Source organism: Ramlibacter agri (assembly GCF_012927085.1).
Lineage (GTDB): Bacteria > Pseudomonadota > Gammaproteobacteria > Burkholderiales > Burkholderiaceae_C > Ramlibacter > Ramlibacter agri.
Window position 1 is genome coordinate 1,308,294 of sequence record NZ_JABBFX010000001.1, and the last position, 19,757, is coordinate 1,328,050.

Sequence of the window (19,757 nt, forward strand, 5' to 3'; positions counted from 1 at the left end):
TCAGGCGAAGCGCCGGGCCAGTGCCAGCACGCGCTGCGCCTGCTTCAGGTGCGGCATGTCCAGCATCTTGCCGTCCAGGCCGATGGTGCCCAGGCCCGGGTTGCTGGCGAAGATGTCCACCACCTTGTGCGACCAGGCCAGTTCGTCGGCGCTGGGGGTGAAGGCGGCGTTGATGGTCGCCACCTGCGCCGGGTGGATCGCGATCTTGCCGGTGAAGCCACGCTGGCGCGCGCGCTGCGAGTCCTTCGCCAGGCCGGCGTCGTCCTTGAAGTCGGTCCACACGGTGTCGATCGGCTGCACGCCGGCGGCATGCGCGCCGGCCAGGCACAGCGAGCAGGCCAGCTGGTAGACATGGTCGTACTCGCCGTCGGCGCCGCGGTTGGTGCTGGCGCCCAGGGCCGCGGCGATGTCTTCCGCGCCCCAGGTCAGGGCGGCCAAGCGCGAAGACGAGCCTTCGTAGGAACCCAGCGTGAACAGCGCCTGCGGCGTCTCGGTGGCCACCGGCATGATGCGGATGCTGCCGCGCGCGATGCCGTCGCGCACTTCCAGCGCATCGAGGAAGTTGGAGAGCCGCACGACGTCGGCGGCGCTGCGCACCTTGGGCAGCACGATGCCGTCCGGGGCACCGGCCGCGACGGCCAGGTCCAGCAGCGCGGCTTCGGTGTCCAGCGGATTGACGCGCACCCACAGCTGCTGCTTGCTGCGGTCCGGGCGGCTGCGCAGGTAGTCCAGCGCCATGCCGCGCGCGACCTGCGTGCGGCTGGCGGCGACGGAATCTTCCAGGTCCAGGATCAGGGCATCGGCGCCGCTGTCGGCGCCCTTGGCCATCTTGCGCTCGCTGTCCGCGGGGACGAACAGGAAAGAGCGCGCGGGGCGAATGGGATCAGGCGTGTGGTGCATGGCTCTGGCCTCAGCTGGGCTTGATGCCGGCGCCGCGAATCAGCTTGCCCCACTTCTCCTTCTCGGCGGCGGAGAAGGCCTTGAGTTCCTCGCCGGACTTGGCTTGCGGCTCGACGCCCATCGTCAGCAGCTTTTCCTGCACTTCGGGGCGGGCCAGGATCTTGTTCAGCGCAGCGGACAGGGTGCGGGTCACGTCCGCCGGCACGCCCTTGGGCGCGTACAGCACGGTCCAGCCCACGAGTTCGTAGCCGGGCACGCCCTGCTCGGCGAGCGACTTCACGCCCGGCAGCAGCTTGCTCTGGTGGGCGGAGGTCACGCCCAGCGCCTTCACCTGCTTGGCCGTGATGGCGGGACGCAGCGAAGTGATGGTATCCACCATGAACTCGACCTGGCCGCCGATGACGGCCGCCATGGCCTGGCCGCTGCCCTTGAAGTCCACCGGGAACATCGGCGCCTCGGCCTTCTGCTTGAACAACTCGTGGGCCGTGCGGCAGGTGGTGGTGGAGATCGCCGTGTTCAGCTTGTCCGGCTGGGCGCGCGCGGCGCGCACCAGCTCCGGGATGTTGTTGACCGCGCTGTTGTTGTTGGCGACGTAGACCAGCGGCAGGATGCCGATCATGCCGATCGGCTCGAAGTCCTCGGTCTCGAAGCCGGGGTTGGCGTAGATGAAGGCGTTGGCCGCATTGGTGGCGTTGGTGCCCACCATCAGCGTGTAGCCGTCGGCTGGCGCATGGGCGGCGAGGCTGGCGCCCACGTTGCCGCCGGCGCCCGGCCGGTTGTCGATGAAGATCGTGCCCTTGACTTCCTTGGACAGTTCGTCGCTGATGTAGCGCGCGACGATGTCGGTGCCCTGGCCGGCGGCATAGGGCACGATCACCTTGATGGTCTTGCTGGGGTAGGCCTCGGCGTGGGCGGCGAGCGACGAGGCCGCGAGCAGCAGGCCCGTGAGGACGGCGGATAGTTTGAACAATCTTGTCTCCTGTTATGTGTGTATTCGGCTTCAGGCCGGCTTGCGCAGCATCAGCGCCTGGCGGGTGCAGAGGCAGACTTCCTCGCCCCGCTGGTTGATGCCGTGGTGCTGGAAGGTGACGATGCCGGCGTTGGGGCGCGACTTGCTCGCCCGCACTTCCAGCACCGTCGTGCGCGAACGGATGGTATCGCCGGCGAACACCGGCTTGGGGAAGCGGGTGTCGCTCATGCCCAGGTTGGCGATGGTCGTGCCCAGGGTCGTGTCCTGCACCGACAGGCCGATGACCAGGCCCAGGGTGAAGATGCTGTTCACCAGCGGCTTGCCGAACTCGGTGCCCTTGGAGTACTCGGCGTCGATGTGGACGGCCGCCGGGTTGTAGGTGGCGGCGCTGAACCACACGTTGTCGCTTTCGGTCACGGTCTTGCGGATCTCGTGCTCGAAAACCTGGCCCACGCTGAACTCCTCGAACCAAAGGCCTGCCATGGCTGTTCCTCGCTGCAATGAATGGATATCGTATGCTAGCAGACCGTGCGCAGCGTGACGAAAAAAGGGCCGCAAAAAGCGGCCCTTCAGGGGATTCGAGGCGGATCCGCCCGCTCAATACGGCTTCGTCCCCGCCAGCGTGATGCGCTGCATCACCCGGCGAAAGCCGTGGTAGTCGTTGACCGGGTTGTGCTGGGCCGCGCGGTTGTCCCAGAAGGCGATGGAGTCCGGCTGCCACATGAAGCGGCAGGTGAATTCCGGCTTCACCTGGTGCTCGAACAGGAAGCGCAGCAGCGAAGCGCTTTCGGCGTCCGTCAGGCCTTCGATGCCGACCGTGTGGGCGGTGTTGACGTAAAGCGCCTTTTCGCCCGTCTCCGGGTGCGTGCGCACGATCGGGTGGAGGGCGGTGTAGTCCTTGGGTGCGCCTTCGGAAGCCTTGCCGTCGGACTTGATGCGGTCTTCGCGGGTCTTCGAGACGTCGGCCTTGGCGGCGCTGGAGATGCCCTTCAGGCCTTCGAGCAGGCGCTTCATCGTGTCCGACAGCGCTTCGTAGGCCAGCACCTGGTTGGCGAACATCGTGTCGCCGCCATAGGGCGGGATCTGCTTGGACATCAGCATGGTGCCCATGGGCGGCACTTCCAGGTAGGTGGTGTCCGAATGCCAGACGCCGCCGAAGTTGACCTTCTCGTGTTCCAGCTTCTTCACCTCGATGATCTCGGGGAAGCCCTCGATGCCCTTGACGAAGGGGTATTCGATCGGCTGGCCGAAAGCGCGGGCGAAGCGCAGGAACTGCTCGGGGCTCAGGGCCTGGCCGCGGAAGAAGATGACCTTGTGCTGCAGGAAGGCCTGGCGCACCTGCGCGGCCTGCGTTTCCGTCAGCGGCTGCGTCAGGTCGACCCCCGAGATTTCCGCGCCCAGGGCGCCGGCGATGCGTTGGATGTTCATGCTTGTTCCTTCGTGGTTTGTGGCCAGCCTTGTTGCACCTGGTCGGTGTGTTCGCCCAGGCGGGGAGCAACGCGCACGTCCTGCAAGGGCGAGCGCGAGAAACGGATCGGGTTGCGGATCAGCCGGGCGGAACGGCCGTCGGGCCGCGACACTTCGCGCACCAGTTCGCGGGCGACGACCTGCGGGTCGTCGAACACGCCCTGCATGTCGTTGATCTGCGCGGCGGGCACGCCGGCGGCGTCCAGCACGGCTTGTGCGTGCGCCACGGTCGTCCTGGCGAAAGCCGCGCGCACCAAGGGCGCCAGGCTGTCCACGTGGCGCAGCCGGTCCGGGTTGCGGGCGAAGCGCGGGTCGTCGGCCACGCCGGGCAGTTCCATCGCCTCGCAGAAGCGCCGGAACTGCTGGTCGTTGCCGACGATCAGCATGATCTCGCCGTCGCGGCAGCGGAAGTTGTCGCTCGGGTAGACCGTGGCCAGGCGGTTGCCCATGCGCTGCGGCACCTTGCCGGTGGCCAGGTAGTTCATGCCGATGTTGGTCAGCGAGGCCACCTGCACGTCCAGCAGCGACATGTCGATGTGCTGGCCCTGGCCCGATGCGTTGCGCTCGGTGACCGCGGCGAGGATGCCGACCACCGCATAGAGCGCGGTCAGCTGGTCGGCCACCGCCACGCCGGACTTGCGCGGCTCGCCGTCGCCGGTGATGCTCATGAGCCCGCCCAGCGCCTGCACGATGGTGTCGTAGCCGGGCTTCTCGCGGTAGGGGCCGGTCTGGCCGAAGCCGGTGATGGAGCAGTAGACCAGGCGCGGGTTCAGCGCGCGCAGGCTGTCGTAGTCCAGCCCGTGGCGCGCCAGGTCGCCGACCTTGTAGTTCTCGATGACGACGTCGGCCTCGCGCGCCAGCCTTTGCACGAGCGCGCGGCCTGCGGGCGAGGCGATGTCGGCGGTGGCCGAGCGCTTGCCGCGATTGCAGGTCCAGAAGTACACCGATTCGTCGAGGCGCGGGCCCTCGGTGGGCACCATCGTGGGCGGCGCCCACTCGCGCGTGTCGTCGCCCTTGCCGGGACGCTCGATCTTGATGACGTCGGCGCCCAGGTCCGCCAGCACCTGCGCCGCCAGCGGGCCGGCCAGCACGCGCGACAGGTCCAGCACGCGCAGGCCGTCCAGGGTCGGCAGGCCGGTCACGCGGCGCCCCATTTCGGCTTGCGCTTCTCGGCGAAGGCGGCCAGGCCTTCGGCGCAGTCGGCGGTGCCGAACACGGTGGAGACCAGGTCCACGGCGGCGGCGGCGCCGGCGCGGTAGCCGTTGTCGGTGGCGCGCACGAAAGCGGCCTTGCCCAGGCGCATCAGCTCGGGCGACTTGCCGGCGAACACGCGGGCCAGTTCGCGCGCCTTCTCCAGCACCTGGTCCGCCGGCGCGAGGCGGCTCACGAGGCCCAGTTCAAGCGCCTCCTGCGCATCGAACACGCGGCCGGTGAACAGCAGGTCGAAGGCGCGGTAGCGGCCGACGATGCGAGGCAGGTGGTTGTAGTGGATGGAGGGCAGCAGGCCGATCTCCATCTCCGGGTAGCCGAAGTTGGAGTCTTCGGCCGCGACGATCATGTCGCAGGTGATCGAGATCGACATGCCGCCGCCGCGCACCGAGCCGGTGATGGCCGCGATCACCGGCTTCGGCAGGCTGGACTGCAGCACGTGCAAGTCGTGGTACAGCTTGCCGACGATGGAGTGCATCTCCGACGGCGTGCTGCGGCGGAACTTGGGCAGGTCCAGCCCGCCGCAGAAGCGGCCCGGCACCGCGCTGCCCAGGATGATGGCGCGCACCTGCGGGTCGTCGCCGGCCTGGCGCAGCGCCGTCATCAGCGCAGCCAGCAGTTCCTCGGTGATGCCGTTGACCGGCGGGGAGTCCAGCAGGATCTCGGCGATGCCGTCTTGCACGTGGGTTCGGATCATCTCTTCTTCTCTTTCAGTTCAGGGTGGCCGTGCCGTTGCTGAAGACGACGGCTTCGCGCGCCGGCACCAGGCAGCGGAAACGCAGGTCCGCGCCTTCCTGCCAGATCTCGGTGCGCAACAGCTCGCCGGGATAGACCGGCGCCGAAAAGCGGCCCGCCAGCGACTTCAGCCGAGCGGGCTCTTCACCCGCGCAGGCTTGCAGCAGCGCACGGCAGGCGATGCCGAAGGTGCAGAGACCGTGCAGGATGGGGCGCGGAAAGCCGGCGGCGCGCGCGACCTGCGGGTCGGCATGCAGCGGGTTGCGGTCCGCGCTCAGGCGATAGAGCAGGGCGGCCTGCGGCAGCACCTGGAGTTCGACCACGGCATCGGGCGCGCGCGTCTCCTGCGGCGCCGCGGCGCCGCGCGCTGAAGCGGCGACTGGCGTGCCGGAGAAGCCGCCGTCACCTCGGCACAGCGAGTGCTGCTCGATGGTGGCCAGCAGAGCGCCGCTGGCTTCGTCGAACAGCTTGCGCTCGAACACCAGCAGCGCGCCCTTGCCTTCGCCCTTGTCGACCACGTCCAGCACGCGCGTCTCGCTGCGCACCGCACCGCGCGCCGGCAGCGGCGCATGGAACTGCACGCGCTGCTCGCCGTGCACGACCTTGGTCGCATCGATGCCGGTGCGCGGATCGCTAACCCAGAAGCCGGGATGGCACAGCACGTTCGCGAAGGTGGGCACCACCCGCAGGCCGGGCTCGTAGACGTAGCGCAGCTGCGCCTCGTCCACGGGGTCGCTGCCGTAGCCGAGCGCCAGCGCGTAGAGGATCGCGTCCTGCTCGGTCCAGGCCTGGCGCAGCACCGGGAAGTCCCAGTTGCGCACTGCGTGCGGGTCCATCATTGCTTCAGACCGGGTCCCAGTCGAACACGTCCTGCGAGCGGTCCAGCTTGTAGAAGGAAGGCTTCATGGCCGGGATCACGCGCTCGGCCACCGTCTGCGGCGTCCAGCCCTGCTCGGTGTGCATGCCGCGGATCGGCCGCATCTGGCTCATGAGGAAGATCTCGTTGGCGCGCACGGCGAAGATCTGGCCGCTGACGTCCGCCGCAGCATCGCTGGCCAGGAAAACGGCCAGCGGCGCGATCTTGTTCGTCTCCATCTTCTGCAGGCGTTCCACGCGCGCCTTCTGCTCCGGCGTTTCCGTCGGGATGGCGCCGATCATGCGGCTGAAGGCGAAGGGCGAGATGCAGTTGGAGCGCACGTTGAACTTCGCCATGTCCATGGCGATGGACTTGGACAACGCCGCGATGCCCAGCTTGGCCGCCGAGTAGTTGGCCTGGCCCAGGTTGCCGATCAGGCCCGAGGTCGACACCATGTGGATGTAGCTGCCGGACTGCTGCGACTTGAAGTGCGGCGCGGCGGCGCGCGACACGTAGAAGGCGCCATTGAGGTGCACGTCGATGACGGCGCGCCACTCCTCCACGCTCATGTTGAAGAAGAAGCGGTCGCGCAGGATGCCGGCGTTGTTGATGACGCCGTCGATGCGGCCGAAGGTCTCCACCGCCTGCGTCACCATGCGGTTGGCGGCGTCCCAGTCGGCCACGCTGTCGCCGTTGGCCACCGCTTCGCCGCCGAAGGCCTTGATCTCGTCGACCACGGCCTGCGCGCGCGACAGGTCGCGGCCTTCGCCGTTGACCGACACGCCCAGGTCGTTCACGACCACCCTGGCGCCTTCGCGCGCCAGCGCCAGCGCGAAGTCGCGGCCGATGCCGCCGCCGGCGCCGGTGACCAGCACCACCTTGTCCTGCACGAAAGTTCCGGTCTGCATCATTCGTTCTCCTGAGGCGGGCGCATGTGGGCGGTGGCGACGTCCTCGACGCGGTGCCAGATTTCCTGCGCCATCGGGCGGCGCGACTCCTCGAGGATGTGGCCGACCAGGCCGACGGCGCGGGCCATCACGCCCAGGCCGCGGCAGATCTTCCAGTCGAAGCCCATCTCGGCGCACAGCGCGCCGACGGCGCCGGTGGCGTTCATGGGCAGCACCTTGCCGCTGGCGCGGCCGGCCTCGACGGCGATCGCCTCCATCAGCTGCACGTAGGGGCCGTAGAAGCCGTTTTCCTTCGCCAGCCCCAGCAGCCTCGGCGTGCGCGGGTCGATCGGCTTGTGGAACGGATGGCCGAGCCCGGGGATGATGCGCTTCTGCTGGCGGAAGCTTTCCACCACGGGCGCGGCCAGCGCGGCGAAGTCGGCCTGGGCGTCCGGCTCGGGCATGGCCTCGCGCAGCATCTTCGCGGCGCCTTCCATGCTGCCGACGAAGACGGTGCCCAGGCCGTTGAGGCCGGCGGCCACCGCGGCCTGCAGCGACTCGGGCGCGCCCAGGTAGGTCATGCGCGCCGCCAGCGCGCTGGGGGTGATGCCGTGCTCCACCAGCGTGACCGTCATCGCATTGAACATGCGCGACTCCGCCGGCGTGGGCACGCGCCCGGTCAGCTCCATGAAGCCCATGTCGCCCAGGTTCACGTGGCCGAGGATCTCGTTGGTGAAGTCCTTGCCGAACAGGGTGATGCTGGAGGCGTCGCTCCAGCCGATGTCGGTGCGTATTTCTTTCTGCTTGCGCGGCACGGCGCTCTCCTTGTCAGCTTGCCAGCGATGCTAGGCTTGCGCCCCGCGGGCAACAAGTCAAATAATCTGAGCGATTGTTCAAACGCGAGCCATGAAGATCAATTTCAAGGTGCTGTCGACCTTCCTGGCGGTGGCCGAGAACGCCAGCTTCCGCAAGGCGGCGGAGCAGACCCACCTGTCGCTGCCGGCGGTGAGCATGCAGATCAAGCAGCTGGAGGAGCGGCTGGGCGTGGCGCTGTTCCAGCGCACCACGCGCAAGGTGGAGCTCACGCGCGAAGGCGAGGAGCTGATGATCAGCACCCGCAAGGCGATGGCGGAGCTGGACGCTTCGCTGGCGCGCATCCAGAAGGCCGCCGAAGCACAGCAGGGCCACCTGTCCTTCGCCTGCGTGCCCACCATCGCCGGCACGCGGCTGCCGGCGCTGCTGGTGGAGTTCGCGCGCCGCTACCCGGGCATCTCCGTGCGCGTGCGCGAACTGGCCCAGCCGGACCTGCTGGAAGCCGTGCGCCGGCGCGACGTCGATTTCGGCATCGGCCCGGCGCCGGACCGGCCGGGCGAGCTGGATGCCCAGGCGCTGTTCGACGACGACTACGTGGCGCTGGTGCCGGCAGCGCATCCGGCGGCGGCCAAGGCCGGAATCACGCTGCGTGAACTGGCCAAGCTGCCGCTGCTGACGCTGGGCGCCTCGCAGTTCGAGCGGCACCTGCTGACCGCGCTGCGCGAGGAGGACCTGGCGCCGGAACTGCACTACGAATTCACGCACGTGAGCACCATGGTCGCCATGGCGGAGGCGGGGCTGGGCGTGGGCGTGATGCCGGCGGTGGCGGTGCCGCCCGGCACGGCGCTGAAGGCGGTGCGCATCGTGCGGCCGGTGATGACGCGCACGATCGCCATCATCACCATCCGCGGGCACACGCTGTCGCCCTCGGCGGCGCGCTTCGTCGACATGTGCGGCGTGCTGGCGCCGCCCAGGGCGAAGAAGGGGACTTGAGCCGGCTTACTGCGGCTCGATCCCCGCCTTCTTCATCAGGCTTTCCCAGCGCGGGTTGTCGGCCTTCACGCGCGCGCCCAGGTCCCTGGACGACAGGTACAGCACCGAGGTGTTCAGCGCCTGGAACTGCGCCTTCACTTCGGTGGTGGCCATCGCGCTGCGGATCGCGGCGTCCAGCTTCTGCACCGCCGCCGCGGGCGTGCCCGCCGGCGCCTGCACGGCGATGATGGTTTCCAGCGCGCCGCTGGCGCGCGGGTAGGCTTCCTGCAAGGTCGGGATCTCCGGCGCGCCGGCGTAGCGCGAGGCCGAGGAGATGGCCAGCGCGCGCGCCTTCTTGCCGTTGACCTGCGCCAGGCCGGTGCCGATGTCGACCACCGCCACCTGCACCTGGCCGCCGATCATGTCGGTGACGGCTTGCGGGATGCCGCGGTAGCTGACGCCGACCGGCTGCGAGTCGGTCACGGCGGAGAACAGGGCCACGGCCACCTGGCCGCTGGGCGAGCCGTAGCCCAGCGTCAGCGGCGGGTTGGCCTTCTTCGAGACCTTGGCGAGGTCGCCGATGTTGCGCACCGGCGAGCCGGGCGAGACCAGGAACATCATCGCCGTGGAGCCGACGGCGGCCACCGGCACGAAGCTGTCCGGGTCATAGGGCAGCGTCTTGTACAGGCTGCGGGCGACGAACATCGCGGACGAGCCGATCAACAGCGTGTAGCCATCCGGCTTGGCGTTGGCCACGTAGGCGGCGCCGATGGTGCCCTGGGCGCCGGCCTTGTTCTCCACGATCACTGGCTGGCCCAGCGACTGCGTCAGCGCCTTGCCCAGCACGCGGGTGACGGCGTCGGTCACCGAGCCGGCCGGGAAGGGCGCGACCAGCGTGATCGGGTGGGAGGGGAAGTCGTCGGCGTGGGCGCCGGCGGCGAAGGCGGCGGCCAGCGCGCAGGCCAGCAGGTGTCTGCGTTGCAAGTTTGTCTCCAGGGGAAGCCTTTGTCGGCGGGAAGGGTACGGCCGGCCCGCTCGGGCGACAAATCAAATAATCTGAAGCATTGTTCAGGTCAGCGCCGGCCCCGCCCGAACGGCGGCTGCCCGCGCCAGTAGCGGATCACCAGCCAGCCGCCCGCGATGCCGCCCAGGTGGGCGAAGTGGGCCACCCCGGAGGCGGTGCCCGTCACGCCCAGCACCAGTTCGATGGCGCCGTAGACGAACACGAAGACCTTGGCCGGCATCGGGATCGGCGGGATCAGCAGCACGATGCGGCGCTCGGGGAACAGCATGGCAAAGCCGACCAGCAGCCCGAACAGGCCGCCGGAAGCGCCCACCGTGGGCGCGTAGTTGCCAAGCAGCGCCGACACCGCCAGCTGCGCGAAGGCCGCGGCCAGCACGCTGGCGCCGTAGAACACCGCCATCCGGCGCGGGCCCCACACGCGCTCCAGCTCGGAGCCGAACATCCACAGGCCCCACATGTTGAAGGCGATGTGCGTCAGGCTGGCGTGCACGAAAGCGTAGGTGACCAGCTGCCAGGGCATGAAGCGGCCCGAGCCGAGCGGCCACAGCGCCAGCAGGGACGTGAAGCCGTCGCCCAGCACCTGCTGCAGCAGGAACACGACGACGTTCGCGATCAGGATGGATTGGGTCAGTTGCGGCATTGCCGCGCAGAATAGCGCATGAGCAACGCCAAGCTTGTGACCGTCCAGCCGGACTCGTCGTGGCTGCCGGGCCTGCAGACTCTGCGCGGCTACCAGCGCGCGTGGCTGCGCCACGACCTGGCCGCCGGCCTGGTGCTGACCGCCATGCTTGTGCCCGTGGGCGTGGCCTACGCGCAGGCGGCCGGCGTGCCGGGCATCTACGGCCTGTACGCGACCATCGTTCCCCTGTTGGCGTATGCGGTGTTCGGCCCCAGCCGCATCCTGGTGCTGGGGCCGGATTCGGCGCTGGTGGCGGTGATCCTGGCCGTGGTGGCGCCGCTCTCCGGAGGCGATCCGGACCGGGCCATCGCCCTGGCCAGCGGCATGGCCATCGTCGCCGGCCTGGCCGGCATCGCTGCGGGGCTGGCGCGCCTCGGGTTCATCACCGAGCTGCTGTCCAAGCCCATTCGCTACGGCTACATGAACGGCATCGCGCTCACCGTGCTCCTGAGCCAGTGCCCCAAGCTGCTCGGGTTTTCCACCGGCGCCGACGGCCCGCTGCGGCAGGTGGAGGCCATCGTGCAGGGTGTCCTGGATGGCAAGACCAACGGGCCGGCGCTGGCCGTGGGCGGCTGCGTGCTGGTAGGCATCCTGGCGCTGCGCCGCCATCCGCGGCTGCCGGGCATGCTGATCGCGGTGGCCGCCGCCACGATCGTGGTGGACGTGTTCGACCTGGATACCCGCGCCGGCGTGCCGGTCGTCGGCGCCTTGCCGCAAGGCCTGCCGGCTTTCCGGCTGCCCGCGATCGCCATGGAGAACCTGCGCGACGTGGTGGTCGGCGGCCTGACGGTGGCGCTGGTGGCCTTTGCCGACACCAGCGTGCTGTCACGCACCTATGCGGCGCGCCTGAACACGCGGGTGGACGCCAACCGCGAGATGCTGGGGCTGGGCATCGCCAACCTGGCCACCGGCCTGTTCCAGGGCATCCCGGTGAGCAGCAGCGCGTCGCGCACGCCGGTGGCCGAAGCGGCCGGCGCCCGCACCCAGCTCACGGGCGTGGTCGCGGCGCTTGCGATCGCGGTGCTGCTGGTGGCCGCGCCGCAATTGCTGGAAGACCTGCCGACCACCGCGCTGGCCGCCGTCGTGATCTGCTCCGCGCTGTCGCTGGTGGAGATCACCGACCTGCGCCGCATCTGGCGCATCCAGCGCTGGGAGTTCTGGCTGTCCATGGCCTGCTTCGCCGGCGTCGTCATGCTGGGCGCCGTGCAGGGCATCGCGATCGCGGTGGTGCTGGCGGTCATCGAATTCCTCTGGGACGGCTGGCGCCCGCATTCCGCCGTGCTGGGCCGGGTGGACCACGTGAAGGGTTACCACGACATCACCCGTTATCCGGACGCGAGCGTGATCCCCGGCCTGGTGCTGTTCCGGTGGGATGCGCCGCTGTTCTTCGCCAACGCGGAGCTGTTCAGCGACAAGGTGCTGGCCGCGGTGGCCGCCGCCCCGCAGCTGGTGCGCTGCGTGGTGGTGGCGGCGGAGCCGGTGACGAGTGTCGACGTGACAGCGGCCGACATGCTGGCGGAACTCGATGACAACTTGATGAAGCAGGGCATCGAGCTCTGGTTCGCCGAGATGAAGGACCCCGTGAAGGACAAGCTCAAGCGCTTCGGTCTTTACACGCAGTTCCGGGCCGACTTCCACGCCACCCTGGGCGAGGCCGTGAAGGCCTACCTGCGCCGCCACCCCGTGGATTGGGTCGACTGGGAAGACGGACAGGTGGAGCCCGCTGCGGTTGCACCGAACCGGTAGGACTTAGGTCCAATTCCAGCCCGCGAGGCTGCTCCCCAAACTGCTCGGCCATACCCCGCGGAAAAAGCGGTGGACGGAGGCAGCCTATGCGAAAGAGCGTCATCGCCGCCGCGATCCTCTCCCTCGGGGCGAGCGCGCACGCGCAGAGCAACGAGGAGCTCAAGGGCATGCTGGATCAGGCCATGCGCACGATCCAGGACCTGCAGGGGCGAGTGCGCGCGCTCGAGGCGCAGCAGCAGCCACCGGGGGTGAGGCCCGCGCAGGCGCCGGCGGCCGCTGCCAGCAACGAACCCGGACCGCCCGCGGTCGTGGGCTCCCATGGCGCGCCGGTGGTCGCCCCCAACATCGTTCCGGAACCTGGAACACCCGACGCCGACAAGGCCCACGTCGCCTTCTACGGCCAGGCGATGCTGGACGCCATCTACGACTTCAAGCGCATGAACCCGCAGTGGCAGGCGACGCTGCGGCCCTCGCAGATCCCGGTCAGCTGCCCGGGCGAACCCGGCTGCGGCAAGGAGGGCTTCTACGTCATGAGCGTGCGCCAGTCCAGCCTGGGCATGAAGGCCACCATTCCCACCTCGCTGGGCCTGATCAAGACCGACCTGGCCTTCGACCTGTTCGGCAGCGACGGCGGCACCAACATCCACTGGCTGCGCATGTGGGGCGAGCTCGGGGCCTGGGGCGCGGGCCAGACCGACTCCAACTTCATGAACATCGACGCGTTCCCGAACACGATCGACTACTGGGGCCCGCCCGGCATGGTGTTCCTGCGCAACCCGCAGGTCCGCTACACGGCCAGCGCCGGCAAGGGCCTGACCTGGGCCGTGTCGCTGGAAGCGCCCAACTCCGCCATCGACACCGGCAAGGTGACCGAGGTGGACCCGAACCTCGGCGCCGGCGTCACGGCGCACAACCGGCTGCCGGACCTGGTGGGGTCGTTCCGCGTCGACCGCGACTGGGGCCACGTGAAGGCGGCGGCCATCGTGCGCGAAGTGGGCTTCACCACGTCGACCACGCAAAGCGGCAACCCGTCCAACACCGAGACCGGCTACGGCCTGAACGTGAGCGGCGCGCTCAAGCTGTTCGGCAAGGACACCTTGAGCTGGGGTGTCGCCGGCGGCAAGGCCATCGCCAGCTACATGAACGACGGCGGCATCGACCTCGCGCCGGATGCCAGCTTCCACGCGCAAACCGTCCGTTCCCTCGGCTGGTTTGCCTACTACGGCCACGCCTGGACGCCGCAGCTGACCAGCTCGATCGGCTACAGCCAACACCGCCAGGACAACGCCGGTGGCCAGGCCGACAACGCCTTCCGCAGCGGCAGCTATGCCAGCGGCAACCTGCTGTATTCGCTGACCAAGAACGTGCTGATCGGCGGCGAATACGTCTGGGGCCGGCGCGAGAACAAGGACGGCAGCGCGGCCAGCGACAACCGCATCCAGTTCTCGACCAAGGTCACTTTCTAGACAGCGAGGCTTCCATGCAGTTCCAAGGCAGTTTCCCGATCCTGCTCGCGCACCGGGAGGTGGCGGGGCGCAGCGTCGCAGGCGTGCGCCTGCGCGAAATCCAGCAGCACCTGGAGCGTGCCGGCTGGAAGGTGATCGCGGTCGACACCCGCGAGGACGCCGGCATCGTGGCCGGCGCGCACCGCGGCCTGGCCGCCATCGTGGTCGGCGCCCACGCCGCCCAGGGCAATTCCGCGGCGCTGCAGGACATCGTGGCGCAGCTGAAGGCGGTGCACGAGCGCGCGCCCGGCCTGCCGATCGTCGCGCTGGGCGAAAGCGCCACCTTGCGGGCGGACCAGCCGCAGGCCGGCGAGGCGCTGCGCAACGTCAACGCCATCCTCTACCTGTACGAAGACACGACCGAATTCCTGGCGCGGCAGATCATGCGCCTCGCCGCCGACTACCTGGACGGCCTGCTGCCGCCCTTCTTCAAGGCGCTGGCGCACCATGCCGAGCGCTCGGCCTATTCCTGGCACACGCCGGGCCATGCGGGCGGCGTCGGCTTCCTCAAGTCGCCGGCGGGGCATGCGCTGCACGCATTCTTCGGCGAGAACACCTTGCGTTCCGACCTCTCCGTGTCGGTGCCGGAACTGGGCTCGCTGCTCGATCACACCGGGCCGGTGAAGGAAGCCGAGACCTACGCGGCGCAGGTGTTCGGCGCCGACCACACCTACTTCATCACCAACGGCACTTCCACCGCCAACAAGGTGGTGTGGCATTCGATGGCGGGCCGCGACGACCTGGTCATCGTCGACCGCAATTGCCACAAGTCGCTGCTGCACTCGCTGATCATGACGGGCGCGACGCCGGTCTACTTCACGCCCTCGCGCAACGAGTACGGGATCATCGGGCCGATCGGGCTGGACCAGTTCACGCCGGAGGCGATCAAGGAGAAGGTGGCGGCCAGCCCCATCGCGCGCGGCCATCCCGGCCCGGCGCGCATCGCGGTGGTCACCAACTCCACCTACGACGGCCTCTGCTACAACGCCGAGAAGATCAAGGGCGCCGTCGCCGACCAGGTGGACGCGCTGCACTTCGACGAGGCCTGGTACGCCTACGCCGCCTTCCACGAGTTCTACAAGGGCCGGCACGCGATGGGCGTGCCGCGCGGTTACCCGCGGGCCGACCACACGTTGGTCTTCGCCACCCACTCCACGCACAAGCTGCTGGCGGCCTTCTCGCAGGCCTCGATGATCCACATCCAGGAGTCGGACAAGCGCAAGATCGACACGACGCGCTTCAACGACGCCTTCATGATGCACGGCTCGACCTCGCCGCACTACGGCATCATCGCGTCGCTCGACGTCAGCTCCGCGATGATGGAAGGCCCGGCCGGCCGCAGCATCGTGCACGAGACCCACACCGAGGCCATGAACTTCCGGCTGGCGCTGGCCTCGCTGGGCAAGGGCTACAAGAAGGGCGACTGGTGGTTCCGCGTCTGGCAGCCCGACAAGCTGGACCTGGAGCAGCCGCCGAAGACGGCGGACTGGGTGCTGGAACCCGGCGCCAGCTGGCACGGCTTCGGCAGCCTGGCGCCCGACTACATCATGCTGGACCCGATCAAGGTCACGCTGCTCACGCCGGGCCTCGGCGCCGGCGGCAAGCTGGAGGCGCAGGGCATCCCGGCCGCGGTAGTCACCAAGTACCTGTGGGAACGCGGGCTGGTGGTGGAGAAGACCGGCCTCTACAGCTTCCTCATCCTGTTCTCGCTCGGCATCACTCGCGGCAAGTGGAGCACGATGGTCGACGCGCTGGCGGACTTCAAGTCCGACTACGACCGCAACGTGCCGCTGTCCAAGGTGCTGCCGACCGTGGCGGCCGTGGGCGGCGCGGCCTATGCCGGCTGGGGCTTGCGTGACCTCTGCCAGGCGCTGCACACCTGCTACCGCGACGACGACACGGCGCGCTCGATGAACGCCATGTACACCGAGCTGCCCGAGCCGGCGATGAAGCCGGCCGACGCCTACGATCGGCTGGTGCACGGCAAGGTGCGGCCGGTTCCCATCGACGAACTGGGTGGCCACGTCGCCGCCGTGATGGTGGTGCCCTATCCGCCCGGCATCCCGCTGATCATGCCCGGCGAGCGCTTCACCACCAGCTCCATCGTCGACTACCTCAAGTTCTGCCGCGACTTCGACGAACGCTTCCCGGGCTTCGAAAGCGACGTCCACGGGCTGCGCTTCGAGCCCATCGCGGGCGGCGGCAAGCGGTGGCTGGTCGACTGCGTCCAGCTGTAAAGCAAAGGAGGGCGCCATGACGCCGTATCCGGTCAAGGGTTCCAGCCTCCCCATCCCCTTCCACCGCCTGATGAAGGTGGTGGTCGTCGCCGACCCCGGCAACCGCCAGGTGCAGCAGCTCGTGGAGTGCCTGCGCGGCGAGCGGTTCGAGGTGGAGGCGGCCGACAGCTACGAACGCGACGTCACCGAGGACGCCGACGTCGGCGCCTATGTGGTGATGATCGACGGCGAGCGGCGCGAAGCCGCGCGGCGCCTGGGCGGCGCGGTGCGCGACGCCGGCTTCCGCACGCCGGTGTGGGCGCTGGCCGATGCGCACCGCATCGGCGACATGGCGGTGCTGTCGCTGACCGGCGAGGTCGACGGCTACCTCTACCTGGGCCAGCAGTCGGCGGACTTCTACGCCAAGCAGGTGCTCACGAGCCTGAAGGACTATTGCACCTCGCTGTTGCCGCCCTTCTTCGGCGGGCTGATGGCTTACGACGCCGAGGGCTACATCGCCTTCGACTGCCCGGGCCACCAGGGCGGGCAGTTCTACCGCAAATCGCCGGCCGGCCAGCTGTTCTACAAGCACTTCGGCGAACAGATCTTCCGCAACGACCTGTGCAACGCCGACGTCGACCTCGGCGACCTGCTGATCCACGAAGGCGCGGCGGCCGCCGCGCAGAAGCATGCCGCGCAGGTGTTCGGCGCCGACCGCACCTACTTCGTCCTGAACGGCACCAGCACGTCCAACAAGATCGTGACCGGCGCGGTGCTGCGGCGCGGCGACCTCGTGCTGTTCGACCGCAACAACCACAAGTCGCTGCACCAGGGCGCGCTGGTGCAGGCGGGCGCCATCCCCATCTTCCTGCCGACCGCCCGCAATGCCTTCGGCATGATAGGCGCGGTCGACTGGGACGCCTGGGACGAGAAATACCTGCGCGAGCAGATCCGGCAGCACCCGCTGGTGCAGGACAAGGAACGGGCGAACGCGGGGCGGCCCTTCCGCCTGGCCTGCATCCAGCTGTGCACCTACGACGGCACCATCTACAACGTGCAGAAGGTGCTGGAGAAGATCGGCCACCTGTGCGACTACGTGCTGTGGGACGAGGCCTGGATCGGCTACAACGCCTTCCACCCGCTGTTCCACGACCACAGCCCGATGCGGCTGGAAAAGCTCACGCCCGAGATGCCGGGGCTGTTCTCCACCCAGTCCGTGCACAAGCAGGGCGCGGGTTTCTCGCAGGCCTCGCAGGTGCACAAGCGCGACGAGCACATCAAGGGCCAGCCGCGCTACGTGGAGCACAAGCGCTTCAACGAATCCTTCCTGATCAACGCGTCCACCTCGCCTTTCTACCCGCTGTTCGCCTCGCTGGACGTCAACGCCAAGGTGCACGAGGGCAAGGCCGGCGAGATGCTGTGGGACCGCTGCATCGCCCTGGGCATCGACGCCCGCAAGAAGCTGCGCGAGTTCGTGCATTTCTACCGGGGCCAGGGCGCCACGGAGGCGGAGAAGTGGTTCTTCGACCCCTTCGTGCCGGACCAGGTGAGCATCCGCGGCTCGCGCTTCACGCAGGACGCGAACGACGTGCCCTGGGAAAGCCTGCCCACCGAGGTGATCAAGCGCGAGCAGCAATGCTGGAACTTCAAGCCCGGCGCGCGCTGGCACGGCTACGCCGGCTACAGCGACGGTTACACCATGGTCGACCCGTGCAAACTGGCGCTGCTCACGCCCGGCATCGACCGCCTGACCGGCGAGTACCTGGACTTCGGCGTGCCGGCCACCGTGGTGGCCAACTTCCTGCGCGAGGAGCACGTCGTCCCCGAGAAGTGCGACCTGAACAGCATCCTGTTCCTGCTGACGCCGGCCGAGGACGAAAGCAAGCTGAACACGCTGATCGCCAAGCTGGTGAAGTTCAAGAACCTGTGGGACCGCGACGCGCCGCTGTCGCAGGTGCTGCCCTCGCTGTACATGAACAACGCCGAGCGCTACGCCGGCTACAGCCTGCGCCAGGTGTGCAACGAGATGCATGCCTTCTACCGCGAACGCCGCATCAAGGACCTGCAGCGCAAGAGCTTCCGCGCCGACAGCTTCCCCAAGATGGCGATCACGCCGCAGGAGGCCTACCAGGCGCTGGTGGGCAACGAGGTGGACTACCTGCCGCTCACGCAGGTCAAGGGCCGCATCTCCGCGACCCTGGCGCTGATCTACCCGCCGGGCATAGGCGTGGTGGTGCCGGGCGAGCGCTGGGACGAGCGCGCGCAGCCGATGCTGGACTACTTCCTCGCCTTCGAGGAGTCGTTCAACCGCTTCCCGGGCTTCAACTACGAGGTCCAGGGGGTGTACCAGGAGAAGGTCGACGGCCGCATCGCCTTCCATACCTACGTCGTGCGGGAAGAAGCAGGAGGCAGCCATGGCTGAAGCAGGCAAGAAGATGAGCGTCACGCAGCTGACGTTCATCGTCACGGTCAACATGATGGGCTCCGGCATCATCATGCTGCCGTCCAACATGGCCAAGGTGGGCGCGATCTCGCTCCTGTCGTGGCTGGTCACGGCGATCGGTTCGCTGGCCATCGCCTGGGGTTTCGCCCAGTGCGGCATCTTCAACCAGCGGCCTGGGGGCATGGCGGCCTATGCGGAGGACGCGTATGGGCGCGACGGCTACTTCCAGGTCTTCCTGCTGTACTTCCTGTCGCTGGCGATCGCCAACGTCGCCGTGGCGAGTTCGGCGCTGGGCTACCTGGCCGCGTTCTTTCCCATCCTCACCGCCTCGCCCATCGCCACCTGCGTCGGCGTGATCGTGCTGCTGTGGATCACCACGGCGGCCAACTTCGGAGGGCCCAGCATCACCGGGCGCATCGGTTCGGTGACGGTGTGGGGCGTGATCCTGCCGGTGGGGTTCATGTCCATCTTCGGCTGGTTCTGGTTCCATGGCGACACCTTCGCCGCCGCCTGGAACCCCAAGGGCCTCACGCTGGGCCAGGGCATGGGCTCCAGCATCTCGCTGACGCTATGGGCCTTCCTGGGCATGGAGTCGGCTTCGCAGAACGCCTCCGCCGTGGAGAACCCCAAGCGCGACGTGCCGCTTGCGTGCATGTTCGGCACGCTGGGCGCGGCGGTCATCTACATCCTGTCGACCACCGCCATCCAGGGCATCGTCCCCAACCAGGAGCTGGCCGAATCCACTGGGCCCTTCGGCCTGGCCTTCGCGAAGATGTTCGCGCCGGGCGTCGGGCAGGTGGTGATGGCGCTCTCGGCGCTGGCCTGCGTCGGCTCCCTGCTCGGCTGGCAGTTCACGCTGGCTTCCACGGCCAAGGACGCGGCCGACACCGGGCTGTTTCCGGGCATCTTCGGCAAGGCCACGGCGGCCGGCGCGCCGATCGTCGGCATGGTGATCATGGGCGTGGTGCAGTCGGTGCTGGCGCTGTCGACCATCTCGCCCAACCTGAGCGAGCAGTTCGCCGCGCTGGTGAACCTGGCGGTGGTGACGAACGTGGTGCCCTACATCGTCGCGCTGTCGGCGCTGTTCGTGATCATGCGGCGCGCGGGCGTGGAGCAGCGCAGCTACCGGCTGAACGCCGCCGTCGCCGTGATCGCCATCGTGTATTCGGTGTACGCGCTCTACGCCTCCGGCAAGGACGCGGTGATGGGCGGCACGCTGGTGCTGGCGCTGGGCTACCTGGCCTTCGGGCTGGTGGCAGCGCGGCTGCAGCGCGCCATCGCGCCGGCAGCCAAGAGCCAGGCCGCCGCCAAAGCCAACCTCGCGAGGGCCTGAGC

Annotated in this window: 17 protein-coding genes; 6 read left to right on the forward strand and 11 right to left on the reverse strand. The window is 68.8% G+C overall.

Features of this window, described 5'->3' with window-relative positions:
* From HHL11_RS06290 to HHL11_RS06330, 9 genes are all read right to left on the reverse strand, one after another.
* Positions 1–900 carry an HpcH/HpaI aldolase/citrate lyase family protein gene (locus HHL11_RS06290; RefSeq protein ID WP_169417563.1) on the reverse strand — a complete coding sequence of 300 codons (900 nt, stop codon included), beginning with the start codon at positions 898–900 and terminating at the stop codon, positions 1–3.
* Between the two features lie 10 nt (positions 901–910).
* Complete coding sequence (locus HHL11_RS06295) at positions 911–1,870, reverse strand: Bug family tripartite tricarboxylate transporter substrate binding protein (protein WP_169417564.1); 960 nt, start codon at positions 1,868–1,870, stop codon at positions 911–913.
* A 30-nt stretch (positions 1,871–1,900) separates the two neighbouring features.
* The gene (locus HHL11_RS06300) at positions 1,901–2,353 is read right to left on the reverse strand and encodes a MaoC family dehydratase (RefSeq protein ID WP_169417565.1); all 453 of its coding nucleotides are present in this window, start codon (positions 2,351–2,353) and stop codon (positions 1,901–1,903) included.
* Positions 2,354–2,467: 114 nt separating this feature from the next.
* Complete coding sequence (locus HHL11_RS06305) at positions 2,468–3,298, reverse strand: TauD/TfdA dioxygenase family protein (protein WP_169417566.1); 831 nt, start codon at positions 3,296–3,298, stop codon at positions 2,468–2,470.
* Positions 3,295–4,491, reverse strand: coding sequence for a CaiB/BaiF CoA transferase family protein (locus tag HHL11_RS06310; protein WP_169417567.1), 1,197 nt, complete (start codon positions 4,489–4,491; stop codon positions 3,295–3,297). The genes HHL11_RS06305 and HHL11_RS06310 overlap by 4 nt, the downstream gene beginning before the upstream one ends.
* The gene (locus HHL11_RS06315; RefSeq protein WP_169417568.1) at positions 4,476–5,243 is read right to left on the reverse strand and encodes an enoyl-CoA hydratase/isomerase family protein; all 768 of its coding nucleotides are present in this window, start codon (positions 5,241–5,243) and stop codon (positions 4,476–4,478) included. The genes HHL11_RS06310 and HHL11_RS06315 overlap by 16 nt, the downstream gene beginning before the upstream one ends.
* A gap of 13 nt (positions 5,244–5,256) precedes the next feature.
* On the reverse strand, positions 5,257–6,117 hold the full coding sequence (locus tag HHL11_RS06320; RefSeq protein WP_169417569.1) for a MaoC/PaaZ C-terminal domain-containing protein: 861 nt from the start codon (positions 6,115–6,117) through the stop codon (positions 5,257–5,259).
* 7 nt (positions 6,118–6,124) lie between these two features.
* The gene (locus tag HHL11_RS06325; RefSeq protein ID WP_169419938.1) at positions 6,125–7,045 is read right to left on the reverse strand and encodes an SDR family NAD(P)-dependent oxidoreductase; all 921 of its coding nucleotides are present in this window, start codon (positions 7,043–7,045) and stop codon (positions 6,125–6,127) included.
* Positions 7,045–7,839: a citryl-CoA lyase gene (locus HHL11_RS06330; protein ID WP_169417570.1), complete on the reverse strand. Its 795-nt coding sequence runs from the start codon at positions 7,837–7,839 to the stop codon at positions 7,045–7,047. Before HHL11_RS06330 ends, HHL11_RS06325 begins: the two co-directional genes overlap by 1 nt.
* 91 nt (positions 7,840–7,930) lie before the next feature.
* Here HHL11_RS06330 and HHL11_RS06335 point away from each other — a divergent pair, with 91 nt between their 5' ends.
* Positions 7,931–8,830: a LysR family transcriptional regulator gene (locus HHL11_RS06335; RefSeq protein ID WP_169417571.1), complete on the forward strand. Its 900-nt coding sequence runs from the start codon at positions 7,931–7,933 to the stop codon at positions 8,828–8,830.
* 6 nt (positions 8,831–8,836) lie between these two features.
* On the opposite strand, the gene HHL11_RS06340 is transcribed toward HHL11_RS06335, so the two are convergent.
* Positions 8,837–9,793 carry a Bug family tripartite tricarboxylate transporter substrate binding protein gene (locus HHL11_RS06340; protein ID WP_169417572.1) on the reverse strand — a complete coding sequence of 319 codons (957 nt, stop codon included), beginning with the start codon at positions 9,791–9,793 and terminating at the stop codon, positions 8,837–8,839.
* Between the two features lie 89 nt (positions 9,794–9,882).
* Positions 9,883–10,473: a rhomboid family intramembrane serine protease gene (locus tag HHL11_RS06345; protein ID WP_169417573.1), complete on the reverse strand. Its 591-nt coding sequence runs from the start codon at positions 10,471–10,473 to the stop codon at positions 9,883–9,885.
* A gap of 18 nt (positions 10,474–10,491) precedes the next feature.
* On the opposite strand from HHL11_RS06345, the gene HHL11_RS06350 reads away from it, so the two are divergent.
* From HHL11_RS06350 to potE, 5 genes are all read left to right on the forward strand, one after another.
* Entirely contained in the window at positions 10,492–12,258 is a 1,767-nt protein-coding gene (locus tag HHL11_RS06350) for a SulP family inorganic anion transporter (RefSeq protein ID WP_169417574.1), read from the forward strand.
* Between the two features lie 86 nt (positions 12,259–12,344).
* Positions 12,345–13,724, forward strand: coding sequence for a DcaP family trimeric outer membrane transporter (locus HHL11_RS06355; protein ID WP_169417575.1), 1,380 nt, complete (start codon positions 12,345–12,347; stop codon positions 13,722–13,724).
* Positions 13,725–13,738: 14 nt separating this feature from the next.
* Entirely contained in the window at positions 13,739–16,000 is a 2,262-nt protein-coding gene (locus HHL11_RS06360; RefSeq protein ID WP_169417576.1) for an Orn/Lys/Arg family decarboxylase, read from the forward strand.
* Positions 16,001–16,016: 16 nt separating this feature from the next.
* Complete coding sequence (gene speC, locus HHL11_RS06365) at positions 16,017–18,401, forward strand: ornithine decarboxylase (protein ID WP_169417577.1); 2,385 nt, start codon at positions 16,017–16,019, stop codon at positions 18,399–18,401.
* Complete coding sequence (gene potE / locus HHL11_RS06370) at positions 18,394–19,755, forward strand: putrescine-ornithine antiporter (RefSeq protein WP_169417578.1); 1,362 nt, start codon at positions 18,394–18,396, stop codon at positions 19,753–19,755. The genes speC and potE overlap by 8 nt, the downstream gene beginning before the upstream one ends.
* The last annotated feature ends 2 nt before the right edge of the window (positions 19,756–19,757 follow it).